At 49.5% G+C, this 15,752-nt stretch carries 16 protein-coding genes; 9 read left to right on the top strand and 7 right to left on the bottom strand.

From position 1 onward, the window contains the following. Positions 1-25: 25 nt before the first annotated feature. The 3 genes from Q4E93_RS16930 (at position 26) to Q4E93_RS16920 (ending at position 3,567) form a co-directional block, all read left to right on the top strand. Positions 26-1,282: a competence/damage-inducible protein A gene (locus Q4E93_RS16930; RefSeq protein WP_303587182.1), complete on the top strand. Its 1,257-nt coding sequence runs from the start codon at positions 26-28 to the stop codon at positions 1,280-1,282. Between the two features lie 85 nt (positions 1,283-1,367). Next, a complete protein-coding gene (locus Q4E93_RS16925) occupies positions 1,368-2,750 on the top strand; it encodes a dihydrolipoamide acetyltransferase family protein (RefSeq protein WP_303587181.1) in 1,383 nt (460 codons plus the stop codon). Positions 2,751-2,847: 97 nt separating this feature from the next. Then, the gene (locus tag Q4E93_RS16920) at positions 2,848-3,567 is read left to right on the top strand and encodes a hypothetical protein (protein WP_303587179.1); all 720 of its coding nucleotides are present in this window, start codon (positions 2,848-2,850) and stop codon (positions 3,565-3,567) included. On the opposite strand, the gene Q4E93_RS16915 is transcribed toward Q4E93_RS16920, so the two are convergent. The 4 genes from Q4E93_RS16915 to Q4E93_RS16900 all read right to left on the bottom strand — a co-directional run bounded on the left by Q4E93_RS16915 (position 3,548) and on the right by Q4E93_RS16900 (position 7,451). Then, on the bottom strand, positions 3,548-4,444 hold the full coding sequence (locus Q4E93_RS16915) for a DMT family transporter (protein ID WP_303587178.1): 897 nt from the start codon (positions 4,442-4,444) through the stop codon (positions 3,548-3,550). The genes Q4E93_RS16920 and Q4E93_RS16915 overlap by 20 nt on opposite strands. A gap of 1 nt (position 4,445) precedes the next feature. Then, positions 4,446-5,234 carry a polyprenol monophosphomannose synthase gene (locus tag Q4E93_RS16910; RefSeq protein WP_303587177.1) on the bottom strand — a complete coding sequence of 263 codons (789 nt, stop codon included), beginning with the start codon at positions 5,232-5,234 and terminating at the stop codon, positions 4,446-4,448. Positions 5,235-5,298: 64 nt separating this feature from the next. Further along, positions 5,299-6,066 carry a 3'-5' exonuclease gene (locus Q4E93_RS16905; RefSeq protein ID WP_303587176.1) on the bottom strand — a complete coding sequence of 256 codons (768 nt, stop codon included), beginning with the start codon at positions 6,064-6,066 and terminating at the stop codon, positions 5,299-5,301. Between the two features lie 29 nt (positions 6,067-6,095). Then, positions 6,096-7,451 carry a UDP-N-acetylmuramate--L-alanine ligase gene (locus Q4E93_RS16900; protein ID WP_303587174.1) on the bottom strand — a complete coding sequence of 452 codons (1,356 nt, stop codon included), beginning with the start codon at positions 7,449-7,451 and terminating at the stop codon, positions 6,096-6,098. A 246-nt stretch (positions 7,452-7,697) separates the two neighbouring features. Here Q4E93_RS16900 and Q4E93_RS16895 point away from each other — a divergent pair, with 246 nt between their 5' ends. After that, the gene (locus Q4E93_RS16895) at positions 7,698-7,823 is read left to right on the top strand and encodes a hypothetical protein (protein WP_303587171.1); all 126 of its coding nucleotides are present in this window, start codon (positions 7,698-7,700) and stop codon (positions 7,821-7,823) included. Between the two features lie 126 nt (positions 7,824-7,949). After that, positions 7,950-8,279, top strand: coding sequence for a bacillithiol system redox-active protein YtxJ (ytxJ, locus tag Q4E93_RS16890; RefSeq protein WP_303587169.1), 330 nt, complete (start codon positions 7,950-7,952; stop codon positions 8,277-8,279). Here ytxJ and Q4E93_RS16885 read toward each other — a convergent pair. Next, entirely contained in the window at positions 8,276-8,785 is a 510-nt protein-coding gene (locus Q4E93_RS16885) for a CAP domain-containing protein (protein ID WP_303587167.1), read from the bottom strand. The two genes, ytxJ and Q4E93_RS16885, sit on opposite strands and share 4 nt — an antisense overlap. A 322-nt stretch (positions 8,786-9,107) precedes the next feature. Here Q4E93_RS16885 and Q4E93_RS16880 point away from each other — a divergent pair, with 322 nt between their 5' ends. The 4 genes from Q4E93_RS16880 to Q4E93_RS16865 all read left to right on the top strand — a co-directional run bounded on the left by Q4E93_RS16880 (position 9,108) and on the right by Q4E93_RS16865 (position 10,810). After that, complete coding sequence (locus tag Q4E93_RS16880; RefSeq protein WP_303587165.1) at positions 9,108-9,560, top strand: MauE/DoxX family redox-associated membrane protein; 453 nt, start codon at positions 9,108-9,110, stop codon at positions 9,558-9,560. After that, entirely contained in the window at positions 9,557-9,853 is a 297-nt protein-coding gene (locus Q4E93_RS16875; RefSeq protein ID WP_303587163.1) for a DUF6520 family protein, read from the top strand. The genes Q4E93_RS16880 and Q4E93_RS16875 overlap by 4 nt, the downstream gene beginning before the upstream one ends. Before the next feature lie 220 nt (positions 9,854-10,073). Then, entirely contained in the window at positions 10,074-10,526 is a 453-nt protein-coding gene (locus Q4E93_RS16870; RefSeq protein ID WP_303587162.1) for a MauE/DoxX family redox-associated membrane protein, read from the top strand. Further along, positions 10,523-10,810: a DUF6520 family protein gene (locus Q4E93_RS16865; RefSeq protein ID WP_303587160.1), complete on the top strand. Its 288-nt coding sequence runs from the start codon at positions 10,523-10,525 to the stop codon at positions 10,808-10,810. Before Q4E93_RS16870 ends, Q4E93_RS16865 begins: the two co-directional genes overlap by 4 nt. A gap of 6 nt (positions 10,811-10,816) precedes the next feature. Here Q4E93_RS16865 and Q4E93_RS16860 read toward each other — a convergent pair whose 3' ends face one another. Next, complete coding sequence (locus Q4E93_RS16860) at positions 10,817-12,244, bottom strand: RagB/SusD family nutrient uptake outer membrane protein (protein WP_303587158.1); 1,428 nt, start codon at positions 12,242-12,244, stop codon at positions 10,817-10,819. Between the two features lie 12 nt (positions 12,245-12,256). Next, complete coding sequence (locus Q4E93_RS16855; protein ID WP_303587156.1) at positions 12,257-15,694, bottom strand: SusC/RagA family TonB-linked outer membrane protein; 3,438 nt, start codon at positions 15,692-15,694, stop codon at positions 12,257-12,259. Between the last annotated feature and the right edge of the window lie 58 nt (positions 15,695-15,752).

Here is a 15,752-nt window from a genome sequence, read left to right as displayed (position 1 = left end):
TATTACAACTCCTTACCTTTACAGTATGGAAAAGACAGCGGCCAGTATCATTACGATAGGTGATGAACTTTTGATCGGACAGGTAATAGACACTAACAGCGCCTGGATGGCGCAGGAGTTAAATAAGATCGGCGTTTGGGTACGGCATCGCTTAGCCGTGGGGGATGTATGGGATGACATTTGGAAAGCGCTGGATGAAGAATCTGCCCAGTCACAGATCATCCTCATTACGGGCGGGCTGGGTCCTACCGCGGACGATATTACCAAACCCCTGCTTAATGAGTACTTTGGAGGTAAGATCGTCGTGGACGAAGGGGCCCTGGCCAACGTGAAGCATATTTTTGAAAAGGTCCTGCAGCGCCCGATGATCGAGCGCAACCTGAAGCAGGCGGAAGTGCCGGACGTCTGCAAGGTGATCCAGAATAAGAGGGGTACGGCGCCGGGCATGTGGTTTGAAAAAGATAATAAGATCTTCGTCTCTATGCCTGGAGTGCCCAATGAGATGAAAGGCATGATGACAGACGCCGTCCTGCCGGCTCTCCGCGAAAAGTTTCGCCTTCCTTTTATCGCCCACCGCACATTATTGACCGCAGGCATCGGGGAGTCCTTCCTCGCCGAGCATATCTCCGCCTTTGAGACGGCTCTTCCGTCTTACATCAGGCTTGCCTACCTGCCCAACTATGGCATGGTACGGCTGCGGCTTACCATACAGGGAGAGGATCCGCTGGCTATGGAGAAGGAGCTGCAGGAGCAATTCGACAGGTTGCGAAAGCTGACGGCACAATGGATGGTGATCGACGAGGACCTCACCCTCCAGGAGGCCCTGGGGAAGGTCCTGAAAGCCAGGGGCAGGACGGTGGGTACTGCCGAAAGCTGTACAGGAGGATATATTGCCCATCTCATCACTTCCATACCCGGGTCCAGCCAATATTTCAAAGGCAGTGTCGTTAGTTATGCCAATGAGGTCAAGCAGCAGATCCTGGGTGTCAGCGCCGCGACGCTGGAGACGGCAGGCGCCGTTAGTGAGGAGACGGTCCGCGAAATGGCCGCCGGGGCCCTGGCCGCGCTGGATACGGACTATGTGGTAGTGACTTCCGGCATTATGGGGCCGGACGGCGGCAGCGCTGAAAAGCCCGTAGGCACGGCCTGGGTGGCCGTTGCAAACCGTCAAAGAATAGATGCCCAAAGATTCTGGTTCCGGTTTGACAGACAGCGGAATATTGAATTAACTGCAACAAATGCCCTGAATCTGTTGAGAAAATTTATCCTGGCTGATGGTTGATGGCTGAATACTAAATATTTACATACCTTTGGCTTTAAACCAAGGCCGGTATAGAATCTCTACATCTAAAAACTGATATACGCTTATGCCTCTTGTTGACCTGGTGATGCCAAAAATGGGTGAAAGTATCATGGAAGCCACCATCCTGAAGTGGCTCAAACAACCCGGTGATGCCGTAAAGCAAGATGAAAGCGTATTGGAGATCGCCACTGACAAGGTGGACTCCGAGGTGCCTTCTACCACCGAAGGCGTCCTGGAAGAGGTCCTTTTTCAGACGAATGATGTAGTGCCCGTGGGTTCCGTGATCGCCCGGGTACGTACAGGCGCCGCCGCAGCCGGCGTTTCCGTCCCGTCAGCAGAGCCCCCGGTCACACGCAGGGAGCCGTCCGTCCGTCCCGAGCCGGCAGTCATGGTAAATCAACCTGTCCAGACCGCCCAGACGCCCCCGAAGACCAATGGCCATGCTTCGGCCAGCGCCATTCCGGCCAATCGCTTCTACTCCCCCCTGGTGCTCAATATTGCCGCCAATGAAGGCGTGCCCTTGCATGAGCTGGAGAATATTCCAGGCAGTGGCAACGAAGGCCGGGTCACCAAAAAGGATATCCTGCAATATGTGGAAGGGAAAAAGATCGGAAGGCCTTATACTGCCGGCCAACCCATCGCATCACCCCGGACATCTGTTGCTCCGGCCATCAGCCTCGCTTCTATTCCCGGCGGCTCAGCCACCGGTGTTTCATCGGTCACGACGGCACCCAGCGGCAACGTGGAGATCATAGAGATGGACAGGATGCGTCGTCTGATAGCCGACCATATGGTCCACAGCAAGCACACCAGCCCGCATGTCACCAGCTTCACCGAAGCCGATGTTACAAACCTGGTGCACTGGCGTGATAGGATGAAAAAGGATTTTGAAAAAAGGGAAGGCACGAAGATCACATTTACGCCCCTCTTCATCGAAGCCATCGTACGTTGTATCAAAAAATACCCGCTGATCAACTGCTCCATCGAGGGAGACAAGATCATAATCAAGAAAGATATCAATATCGGCATGGCTACCGCCCTGCCCAACGGTAACCTCATCGTTCCCGTGATCCGTCAGGCCGACCAATTGAACCTCGTAGGGTTGGCCCGGCAGGTGAATGCCCTGGCCGACAGTGCCCGGCAAAACAAACTGCGTCCGGAAGATATCCAGGGAGGTACTTTCACCATGACAAATGTCGGCACATTCGGTAGCCTGATGGGTACCCCCATCATCAATCAACCGCAGGTGGCCATACTCGCCGTCGGCGCTATTAAGAAGCGGCCGGTGGTCCTGGAAACGCCGGATGGCGACGCCATCGGCATCCGCCATATGATGTACCTGTCGATGTCCTACGATCATCGCATCGTTGACGGCAGCCTGGGAGCCTCCTTCCTGACAGCCGTAGCCAATGAGCTGGAGCGATTCTCTCCTGACAGGGAAATTTAATTTATATACTTAAAAGCAGTTTTCTCCGTTAAAATATTAACAGGAACATGCTTCCTGCTGTGGCTGCTTTTTCGTATATTCATTAAAAGGAGTTCCAATGAAGACATTGTCCGAAACATGGTTTGCAGACGGGTATATTGACTTCGAATTAAAGAAATACACGCTGCTGGCCTACCTGCAGGAGATCCATCAGCAATTCTCCGAGAACAAGCTTTACCCTCAGCTATCCGATATTATTTTTCATTACAACAACCTGGTGGCCTTCCGGGAAAACAAGAAATATCTCCAGGAACAGTTCCCGAAAAAACTGACGGGCATTCAGATCGAGAAGCTGCAGGTGCTGTACGAGCTGCTCATTGAAGATGATGAAATGATGCAGGAGCTGGAGGATATCATTAATTATGCCTCGGCGGAAATGAAGACAGCCATCAGCAGCGGCACCGAGATCTACGAATTCGTGGAAGACAAGCTTGTCATCTTTCCCGTGGGGCTGATCCCCCTGGATAATAATGAAGGATACTTTTTTCTCAGCGAGGGGAGCTACTCCGATACGCGCGTATATCAATACAGGTTGAGCTTTTTCGAAAAGCATGACGAGCGTTATCGCAGCATCCGCACCGAGTACATCGATAGCTGGACGCGTAATATTGTCAATACTTACGAGAACATAAAAGCAGAGCTTATCAGGGTAAAGTCATATTTGCCAAACCCTGCTGTCTATTCCATCGAGACGGAGCTGAAATTTCCCGTGGATGAGACGCTGCTGCCGATTGCCAAGCGGAGTCTGGTGAGATACATCAGTAAGCCGGCGGCGTGATGGTTTTCTTCGCCTGCCTCCTCCAAAGCCTTATCATTTGCAACCCTATGGAAAGGATGATAAGCGAAAACCCGACATAAAATCCTCCCTGCAGATATTTATCTTCTCTGAACAACAAAAAAGCAAGCAGTATCCCATACACAGGCTCCAGGTTATAGCTAAGGTTCACCGTAAAGGCCGACAGCCGCTTCAACGCATACATGGAAAGGTTAAAGGCCAGCACGGTGCACGCAAGGCTAAGCACCAATAGCCAGATCCAATCCTGCAGGTCCGGCAGTACCTTGACGGTGGGTGAAATGCGAAGATAAAAAGGCAGCAGGATGCTTAAAAACAAAAACCCTCCGGTCAATTCATACAGCGTAACAGTCTTCGCAGGAACTTTTTCCAGGATACGTTTATTCAGTACAGGAAAAAGACTGCCCAGCAGCGATGATATCAGACCGATGATAATACCCGTCTTATAACGGGGGTCTACCTGGAAGATGAGAAAGATGCCGGCGATGACCATCAGCCCCAGCAGCAATTCCACCCAATCCACCCGGTGCCTGAATACCAAAGGTTCGATCAGCGCGGTGAAAAAACCGACGGCGGAAAAGCACAGCAGCCCCACCGACACATTGGAGTATTTGATGGAGCCATAAAAAGCCACCCAATGCAGTGCGGCAATAGCGCCAACGCCAAAAATGCGGAATATATCTTTACGTTGAATGCGGAAGGCCGGACGACGGAGCAGCGCCAGCAGCCATAGGGCAAGCGCTGTCAGCATCAGGCGATACCAGACCAGGAGCCCTTCATTAAGATTGATCAGCTTGCCTAAGACACCTGTGAGACCTGCCAGCAGGACGGCGATGTGCAGCTGGACGAATGCTTTCCTCAAGTTATTTGCTTTCAGCCATTGCTTTCCGTGAGAATTGAACGGAAGATGCTTCGTTCTTTACACGATTGCGGTAGTTTTTGAACAGGGATTGCCAGCGCAGATTCAGCACGCCCAGGATACCTTCTTTGACAATACCCTTATTCATTTTGGAGACCCCGAATTTGCGGTCTTCGAAGATGATAGGAACTTCTTTGATGGTAAAACCCAGCTTCCAGGAAGCGAATTTCATTTCGATCTGGAAAGCATAGCCGACAAAACGGATCTGGTCAAGGTTGATGGTTTCCAGTACTTCTTTCCTGTAGCACACAAAGCCGGCCGTCGGGTCCTGGACAGGCATCCAGGTAATGAGGCGGGTATAGATAGAGCCCCCTCTTGATAGTAAGATCCTGTCACGGGGCCAGTTGACATTTCCTCCACCTTTTACATAGCGGGAACCGACAGCCACATCCGCCCCCTGGAACTTACAAGCCTCATACAGGCGCTCCAGGTCATTGGGGTTGTGGGAAAAGTCGGCATCCATCTCAAAAATGAACTGGTAATTGTTCCGGACGGCCCATTTGAACCCGTGGATATAAGCTGTACCCAGCCCTTGTTTGCCTTGGCGCTCTTCCAGGAAAAGCATACCGGCATACTTCGTCTGCAGCTGCCGGACGATGGCTGCAGTGCCATCCGGAGAGCTGTCGTCAATGACCAATACATGGAAACCCTGATCCAGCAGAAATATTGTTTCCACGATATTGGAAATATTTTCCTTTTCGTTGTACGTAGGTATGATGACTATCTTTTCCAAATGGCTATGTAATTCGGTGTAAAGATACAATTTTCAGGGTGAAACGGCCCCTGTAGGGCCTCCATTATCCCTTTTTTAACATCGTTCTGTTAAATATTTCCGTCAGCTTTTGCTTGGTATGAAGGGGAAAGTCCCCTTTCATCATCCAATCGTAATATTGCGGTTCCGCTTTGAGGATTTCCGCAACAGAACGCCCCTTATGCTTGCCAAAATTGAACACTTCCGTCCCGTTTTCCATGACGAAACGACGGGCGAAGTCAACCACCTGCTCTTCTCCGATGCACTTCAATATAGTTTCAATATTCGTGCCTAGCTGCGGATATTTCACCACCTGCGCTACCAGCACCTCCCAGGTGGCCGTGGCGTCGGCTTCGGCGCCGTGAGCGCCTTCCAGTTCCTTATTACAATAGAACCGGTAAGCTGCGCTTAGCGTGCGCTGTTCCATCATATGAAATATTTTCTGCACATCGAGCAATCTCCGGCCTTTTCCGTCGAATTCCATTCCAATACGGAGGAATTCCTCCGCCAGCATGGGGATGTCAAACCGGTTGGAATTGTAGCCTGCCAGGTCACAATTATCCAGGAATTGTTTTAGCTCATTGGCTACTTGTTTGAAAGTAGGAGCATCTTTCACCATTTCATTGGTGATGCCGTGTATCTCCACAGAGGTGGCTGAGATGGGCATTTCCGGGTTGAGCAGCTTGCGTTTTATGAGCTGCTTACCATCCGGCATGATCTTTACAATGGCAATTTCAACGATGCGGTCAGTCCCAAAATTGACACCGGTAGTCTCCAGGTCAATTATCGCTAGGGGGCGTGTAAGTTGTAGCATTCCTTCTTTAATAGTAATTATAATATTCCCTACTGTGTGATCTTGTTAGAAAATGTAATGAGATCCAATCCATCGTAATTTCCTGAGCTCATCAGTAGCAAGTTAACATTTTCATAAGATTGTTCCATCAACCACTTTAGTAATTCTTCTTTTTCATTGATGACCACCAGGTCCTTTTTTCCAAAGCCGGCAGCTACCTTTTCCCGGGATAATGGGGGCAGGCGCTTCAGCTCCAGGGCGTGCCGTGAATAGAATACCACCGCCTCGTCCGCCGGGTCCAGGGCCCCCTGGTATTCCGACAGGAACTGTTCACTGAGGCTACTGTAAGTATGCAGCTCCAGCACGGCGATCAGCCGCCTGTCCGGGAATTGCTTCCGGACGGCTTCCATGGTAGCTTTTACTTTAGAAGGTGCATGCGCAAAATCACGGTAAATGTTCAGGTGACCATTGCTGTTCAACAGCTCCAGGCGCTTTGCCGCCCCGCTGAAGGCGGTAATGCCTTTCAGGAACTGGGCCGCTGAGACGCCCAGCTCTTTACAAGCGAGAAATGCCGCCTGCAGGTTCAGCAGATTATGCTCTCCAAAGACCTTAAGGGGACCGGAATGTCCTTCCAGCATAACAACTGTTATGCCGTTTTCAATCCGGTTTAGGGGAATTCCATAAGGGATCTTCCGGACAGGAGAAGGATGTTCTTCCACCAGCTGCCGGAGTACCGGGTCCGTCTCATTGTAGATCAATACGCCCCCCGGCGCTATCTTATCGATAAAGATCCTGAACTGCTCCAGATAGATCTCAAAAGTGGGAAAGACATTGATATGGTCCCAGGCAATACCCGTAATAATGGCAATATGGGGGAAAAGAAAGTGGAATTTGGGCCTTTTTTCCAGGGTGCTGGCAGGGTACTCATCCCCCTCGCAAACGATCACGGGCGCCTGGGTGATATTCACGGACTGGGAAAATCCTTCCAGCCGGGCCCCCACCAGGTAATCGAAGTCCCTGCCGGCGCTCTTCAGGACATTCATGATCATGGAGGTAGTAGTGGTCTTTCCATGGCTGCCGCCAACGACCACCCGGGTTTTGTCCTTGCTTTCCTGGTAGATGTATTCCGGGAAAGAGTATATAGCCAGTCCCAGCTCCTTAGCTCGTTGCAATTCAGGATTATCCGCTTTGGCATGCATGCCTAAAATAATGGAATTCAGCCCATTATGAATCTTTTCCGGATACCAGCCGTCCGCGGCCGGAAGCAGGCCTTCCGCTGCCAGGTTCGAATAGGCTGGCTCGAAGATCTCATCATCGCTGCCTGTCACGATATATCCCTTTCTTTTTAGGGCGATGGCCAGCTGGTGCATGACGCTGCCGCCGATGGCGATAAAGTGTACGTTCACGTATTTTTTGTTATTTAGGGTTAAATGTATTCAAGGCCAGTTGATTAGCAAAAAAAATCCTAAGAAGCCTATCCGGGCTTGCATGAATCGTTTTTTTGTATTTACTTTGTATCATCGTTCACAGGTTACCCTTTCTCTATCCTTCGAAACTCCCCAACTACATCCGGATCCCTTCCTCTGAATTACCTGGTCCCAATTCCTCATTATAGCCAGGCAATCAACTTTTAACACTAAATACCTCTTACAATGAGAAAGATTATCATGATCCTCGCCCTTGCCCTCGCCGTTGCAACTGCATTTACCTCCTGCGCTTCATCCAGGGGTGGTTGTAATATGAGCAGAGGCTTCAGTGGCTACGGTGCAAGCCGCTAATCCAAGTAAAACTCCTATTTAAATACTTATATGGAAAGGTTGTCCCCTGGGATGACCTTTTTTTTATTGAAAAAATGATCTTTTTTCCTTTGCCGGCGTTATTACCCCGACATAACTGATCAAAGTATGAACTGGATAACATTACAGACTGAAACACAATTAGATGAGATCCGTCAGCGGTCGGCGCAACGTCCCCAGGTGATCTTTAAGCATAGTACCCGTTGTTCCACCAGCGCCCTGGTAAAAAGCCGCCTGGAAAGAAATGCCCAGCCCTGGGATATCGACTTTTATTTCCTGGACTTGCTGAGCTATCGTCCCATTTCCAATAAGATCGCCGATAGCTTCCAGGTGCCTCACGAATCTCCCCAGGTATTGGTCATCCGCAATGGTGAATGTATTTATGATGAAAGCCATCTGGGCATCAGCATGGATGAGATAATGGAACGGGCCGCCTAAAATGGTTTCTGTCCAATGATGTTGCCGGCCGGGGAATAACGGCAAACAAGATAATCCTTCTTTCCATTGGTGGCCAGCGCGCACCCCACCTTTGTCGTATTCTTCCATACGATCTGCGTATAGTGCCCGACAACACCGCTTCCATTGTTACAATCTGGAAAGACCCCGTAAACGAACGCAGCCTTCTCGTTGCCCCAAAAGTCTACCATTTCAGTATAAGTAAAGGCGCCGGTCGTACCCCACCAGATATTTTCTCCCTCACGACCCCGGATGGACTGGTCATGGTCTCCTTTATCACTCTTCGCAAGGTGGCTGGCCCAGGCTTTGGCATCTGCAGCAAGTTCCTCCGACCAGCCGAGGGGTGACAATTGCTCTTCGCTCCTGAATGCATTATGTTCCTGCAGCATGCAACGAATAAAGGTCGAATCTTTCTCCTTCGACAGAGAGGGCTGGCCCTTCAGTCCGGGGCACATCAGCAGTATGCAGAAAAATGGTAAATAACGCATGATACACTAAACGTATTCATGGACTTCGTAGTACAAATAAATTATTAAAATCTGGGCACAAACCCATGGTGGCAGACCAAAACAATTACGAGTATTCATGTAGTATTGATTATTTTCCATAAACGTTTTTGCTATTGCGTCATTTTTACCGATCTTTAAAACCGGAATCTTAATCCTATTAGATCAATACCTTATTACTATCTAGCAACCTTTCCTTATTACTCTCCGTTCCATTTCTGAATACCGCCTTGCCTATCTAATTATTTTACATCAGAATCTAACAAATCGCCCGGGCAACCCCTTGGGTAAACCTTGAACTTTTATGAATAAGAGACAGGTCGTACTGGAGTCTATCTCGGCCCTACTGATAATGCTTTTCCTGTATGCGAGTGTAAGTAAATTTCTGGACTTTCAACGTTTCATCGGCGAGATGAATAACCAGCCTTTTCCTAATTCCTGGACCCCATTCCTGGTTTGGACAGTTCCCTCTCTTGAAATAGCCATTTCCCTTGCTTTGATCTTTGAGCGTACACGTATGGTGGGTTTGATCGCATCACTTGTCTTAATGACCCTGTTCACGATTTACACCGCTGTTATCCTGCTGCATTTCTTTGATTATGTGCCCTGCTCCTGTGGCGGCGTGATCAGGAAGCTCAGCTGGCCGCAGCACCTGGTCTTCAATCTTTTCTTTGTTGCCTTATCGGTCTTAGGCATTATCCTCCAACGTAAGAGTTCCTTTAAATCCATAATAATCACTAAAAACAGTTTCGTATGAAAAAGATCAAGTTCATGATCATGACCCTGGCTATCGCATTTAGTATTGGCGGCGCTTTCGCCACGACCCCCCGGCTACCGCAGGACTGTCTGGGAGCAACACAGTATTACCTTAATGGAGGTTCTTATGTGTTGGCCGGCAGAATGGGGATAGATTATATTTGCAATACGCCTTCTTCCGCAGTGTGCACTTATTACAAGGTAGGAAGCACCTACACGCCCTGCTGCTGGGGGAATTATTGCACCTCCAATTGCATGACTTCCAAACCCGCTCCCAAAAAAGCCAGGAACTAGGCTCCGGCCCGGTAGGCAAAGTGCCGGGTGAACTAATTTAGACCGGAAGGCATCAACAGATAGACATGACCGCTAGCATACGGCATAGGTATCACTGATGCCTTTCCTCTATTCTCTCTTCAGAATCTCTGCATTCATGCTTACAGATTAGCACATAGCCGCGCCCCTTTTTTCTTCCCTTCTTTGCCTGTTACCTTTTGACTTGCTAACTTCTCAGATCATGAACAGAAGGCAAGTCACGCTCGAAGCCATCGCCGCTTTATTGATATTACTTTTCCTATATGCCGGCATAAGCAAATTCCTGGAGTTCGATCGCTTCATCGGGGAGATGAACAACCAGCCATTCCCTAATTCCTGGACACCCTTCCTGGTATGGACCATCCCCTCGCTCGAAATTGTTATCGCCCTGACATTGATGTTCGAGCGCACCCGCTTACCGGGCTTGATCGCATCCTTGATATTAATGACACTTTTCACTCTCTACACCGGCTCCGTGCTGCTGCACTTTTTTGCCTATGTGCCCTGCTCCTGTGGCGGCGTGATCCGGAAACTAAGCTGGCCGCAGCACATGGTCTTCAATCTTTTCTTCGTAGCCCTGTCTGTCCTGGGCATTATTCTCCAACGCAGGAAGTTCTTTACCTCCATATTCATCACTAAAAAAAATCTTGTATGAAAAAGATCAAATGGACACTCATGACCTTGGCTGTTGGACTCAGTATTGGCGGAGCTTTCGCCACTCGTCTCCACCAGGATTGCCTGGGAGCAACGCAATATTATTTCAATGGGGGTTATGTTCTAGCCGGCAGAATGGGGATCGATTATATCTGCAATACACCTTCTTCTAATATTTGCACCTATTACAAAGTAGGAAGCACCTACACTCCTTGCTGCTGGGGGAATTATTGCACCTCTAATTGTAAAGCAGGGAACCCCGTCCCCAAAAAAGCCAAAAACTAATTGCATTTAATTTGGAGTGATCGTAACCCTGTTGTCATTATCCTGCATGCCGCTGAGCCGGAGCACATCCGGAGGCAGATAAAAGACATAGTTAGGACTGGAAGGCGGCAATCGATAGACCTGGCCATTCAGCCCATGGGATAGGGTGATATTGGCGCCTTCCTTATTGAGTCTTCTAAGATCAGTCCATCGCAGGCCCCGGAATGCCAGTTCCTTTCTTCTTTCTATCAGGACACTGTCCAATGCATCCGAGGCGGAGGCAGCTGTGACGGGAATATACGGGATAGAATCCGGTCTTACCCAGCGATGCTGTAGCAAGGTATTCAGATCGGCCAGGGCTGCATCTTTATTTCCGGCCCGTGCAGCGCATTCGGCCCTGATCAGGTAGACCTCATCCACCGCCAGGCCGCTAAAACAATAGGATTTGCCGGAATAGCTCCCTTTCAAGTAGGGCAAACCGGATAGGCTACCAATTCTATAAAATACAACGCGCCGCAGATCCCCTGGCGCATAGGATGCATAAAGATTGGAATCTACAATGCAAGTGACTTTAAAACTGCCGCCCACCAATACTTCCGAGAAACTATATAGAACGCTTTGGTACAACGTTTCCGGATTTAACTGATCTATAGGGAGATTGGATGTATATGGGCGGGTACGATAATCCATCAGCGTATCATACAATTGAAGGCTTCTATCAGCATAAGTGCCGGCTTGGGGATAAGCTTGCATGCTCAGGCAAACCCGGGCTAGCATCGCCAGGGCAGCCGGGCGGGAAGGACGGTTGAGATTGGCGGAAGGCCGCTCATCAGGAAGCAGGCTATCCGCCTGGCGAAGGTCCGAGAGTATCTGGTTATACGTATCCTGGACATTGGCGCGTTTGTATTTCAGGTTGACGTCCGGACTCAATCGAAGAGCAATACCTAAATCGTCAGAAGCGGTGGTAGCGTCATATACAGGAGCAAAGATTTGGGATAGATTGTAAAAAGCATAGGCCCGGATGAAATGGGCCGTCCCCATGATCCTATTCCAATCCTGCCGGTTAGATTCATCCACCTTGATCCTGGGCAACCCGTCCAGCACTACATTGGCATAAAACACCTGTCTATAAGGCAGGTCCCAATCCGGTATCTGTGTCTGGCCGCCATAAGTGTCCTGAGCCCAGGTATAAGCATTCTGCGACTTCGCCGTCAACCCCACCCAGGTACTGTACAGTATTCGGTAATTATCCGAAGACAGTTCACCTAGCTCCGGAGTTTCCTGCATGACCAGTTGATTATCCAGCAAATTCTGAAAATCGGTCAGGGTAGTAGGCACCACCAATTGCGAATTAGGTTTTTTGTCCAGGAACGCGGTCTTGCTGCACGCCGGCAAGATAACTACACCCGCCAGCAGCAGGAAGATTATGAACTGCCTACAATGTGATCTTTGCATACGCCGCTTTATTTAAAATTCCAGCTTACACCCCAAGGCCAGTGTTCGGGGGTTCGGAATACTATTAACATAATCCGGATCGATACCTTTATGGTTTGCCTTCCAAAGAATGCCGATATTGTTTGCATAAAGGTAAAAACGGATCGCCTGTAGGGGAAGCCTTGCATAGGACTTTTTAGGCAGATCATAGCTGATCCGGATATCCTGTAGACGAACATGGTCCCCCTTTTCGATCAGCACCTCCGAATTGGCATAAAATTGGTCCCGGCTATTATTGAGTGGAAAAGGCCGGGAGGGCACATTCGTCGTCTTTTCGTCCCCTGGCTTTTGCCAGCGAAGCGCATAATCGGAGCGCCCTTTTGAAATGCCGCTGTATACGCCGGCATACTCGATTGAATTCCTTCGAAAACTATACCCCAGCTTGAAAATAATATTGAAGGACAGCTCAAATCTTCGCCAGTTGAAAGTATTACGCCAGCTGCCGAAGAACGTTGGATAAGCAGGTCCCTTATAGATCAGGCTATCCACTGGATAGGTAATGAATTTACCATAGCTGGTGTCCGGTTGCCCATGCAAGTTACCTAAGGGATCGCCCGAACGAGGGTCCAGCCCCATCCAGCGCAAGGCATACACAGAGTATAAAGGTCTGCCCACCAAAGGATTGATGGTGCCTGTTTTAGTGTAAGCCTCCACGGAAGCCTGTGCCACAGCATAACGCGTCACTTTATCCTTAACTCGGCTGAACAGCCAGTCACTGTTCCACCTGAATGGCCCCACCAGGTTCCGGGTATGGAGAGCGAGATCCCAGCCGTGGGCAACCATGTTGGCAGTATTACCCGTAAACACGATCACGCCAGTGGTAGGATCCATCATGGTCTGGCCGATCAAATCTTTACCGCTCTTGATATAGTATTCGAAACTGCCTTCCGCCCGGTTGTTCCGGCTGGCAAAATCCAGGCCTGCATTGAAAATATTGATCTTCTCCCATCGCAGGGAAGGATTGGGTGGATTTACAATACCACTATAGGCCGTCCCATAATCATTTACAAATCCATTGAGCTGTGCCGTAGTATAGGCCGATACTGACCGATCCACATTACCATTGTATCCATCGGTGACCCGCAGCTTTAAAAAGGGCAGCCAGTCTATGCGATAGAAATTTTCCCGTGACATTTCCCACGCCGCTCCTACTGACCACAAGGGTACGCCTTTCTGATTCGTGCGCACGCCAAAGAGATTCGACTCATCCCGGCGGGCACTGGCCGAAATGATATATCGTTGACGATAAGAATAAGAAGCATTGCCATAATAGGAAAGGAAACGATCGGAGGTACCGTAATGCCGGTCCTGGTATGGAATTTTAGCCGTAGAGGGAGTGTAATACAGAAGGTAATCTTGAGTATAATCTACCGTGTCACCCGAATTTGTACCGGGATCATATCCGTAGAGACGGGTGCCGTCGTAATGACCTTCCACATCCCTTAGTTCCCAACCAGCTAGTACATTCAACTGATTTTCCGCGTCAAATGCGTGGTCATAATTCAATTGAAGGCGCACATTATGCGCATCATAACTGTTGATCGTCTCATCCATGATCCCACCCTTGGGTATAGGCCAGGAAAGCTTGCCATCCGCATTTATTCGCGTATAAGAATTAATGAGGTCTCGGGTAGCATAGGTTTGAACGCTTTGGAAATTCTTTTCATCCGACTTCCCATGTTGGTACTGATAATAAAGATGCGCATTCAACCCCTTATGGATGGTGTACTGCAGGCCGATATTGAGCCGGTAATCCGTAAGCTTTGTCTTGTCGTCTGCATTCTGTAATTCATCCAGGGGCCGGTAATGCCAGTCTAATAATTGTCCGCCACCCACGGTATCTACGTAGGTTTGACGTAACCCCACCGGAACAGACACGGCATTGCCATTGGCATCAGCCAGCTTCAGATAAGGGTACGATGCATTTATATCACCAATATTATTATTCTGCACACCACTCGACACAAACGTAAAGTCCGTACGGAGCTCCAGCTTCTTTGGCAGAATGCTCCAGGTATTACTTCCATTCAGCGTGATCCGGTCATATTGGTTCCTTACCAGGTTAGACAGGTCCTTGTTGTACCCCGCAGAAACAAAGTAATGATCCCTGGCGCTCCCCCCGCTGAAATTCAACGCATACAGCTGGTTCAGACTATGCCGGTAAAAATATTTCTTAAGGTCTTGCCGGGTGTCCACCTTCCCCAGGGCATCCAGCTGCGCCTGCGCATCGGCGGCGGAAATAACTCCATCCCTTTTTTTGATGAGGATCTCCACCACCGGAGATAACACAGGATGAGAAGAATTCATTTCTTTCTGCTGATAAAAGCTGCTGTCAAACAAAAACTCCTCCACCCCAATATAATCCTTCGAGCTCATGATCGGCTGATAATACAGATCCGGCTTCTCCCCTGCCATCATGCTCGTAGTAAAATTCCACTTCTTCGCCTGGTTGTACCTTCCCTTCTTCGTCGTCATCACAATCACCCCATTCCCCGAAAAAGCTCCCCAGATCGAAGCCGCCGCCGCATCCTTCAGCACCGTCACCGTCTCGATATCCTCCGGATTGATATTATTGATATTCCCGCTGTAAGGAAAATTGTCCACCACGACCAGTGGATCCGGATTCGCATTGATCGTACTACGTCCCCGGATCGTGATCACCGACTGATTCGTCCCCGGTACCACATTCTTGTTAAAGATCAGGCTGGAAGTCACTCCGTCCAGCCTGTCCAATACATTGGTCGACACAGCCCTTTCGATCACGGTATTGGTCACCTGGCTATAACTGCCCGTAGCCCTTTCCTTCGGCACATCCTGGTATCCATTATGCGCCACCACTGCACCGGCCAGCTCGATGATCCTGGCCTTCACCTCTACGTTCATTTCCTTCTCTCCCCTGTAAGGCATTTCTTTCGTCTCGTAATTGATGCTGCTGAACACCAGGCTCGTGTCCTGCTTGCCCAGCATGATGCTGAATCCTCCGCTCTCATCGCTGATGGCGGAAGAAGGCTTGCCCCCACCCTTGGAAAATATGGAGGCGCCCGGTACAGCCTCCTGCTTTTCGTTGCGGATCACACCACGTAATAGGAAATCTTTTGTGCGGATGATATGAATGGAAATAGCGCCGTCCACCATCTCATAATACAACGGCTGCCCCCGAAAACAGATGTCCAACACCTCCCGGAAAGGCATATCCCTGACGGAGATCGTCACTTTATGCGCTAGCTGCGGCCACGCTGCATCCCCGAAGTAGGTGATGCCGGTCTGCTTGCGTATGGCAATAAGAATTTTTTCTAAAGATGTATTCCTTTCCGAGAGCGTTACCTTGTTCGATGTTTGGCAATATCCGGTGGTGCTTCTCTGTAAGCAGGCTATAAGCAGTAAGAAAGCAACCGGTTTCATCGAGCCCATTAGGCGAAGGTTTGAATAAATAAAGTTACAGCCTGCGAATCATGAGTAAATATAAGAA

It is taken from the genome of Flavitalea plasmicola (genome assembly GCF_030546645.1).
Lineage (GTDB): Bacteria > Bacteroidota > Bacteroidia > Chitinophagales > Chitinophagaceae > Puia.
The sequence above is the reverse complement of the archived record's forward strand: the minus strand, read 5'-3'. Positions and strand labels throughout refer to the sequence as shown.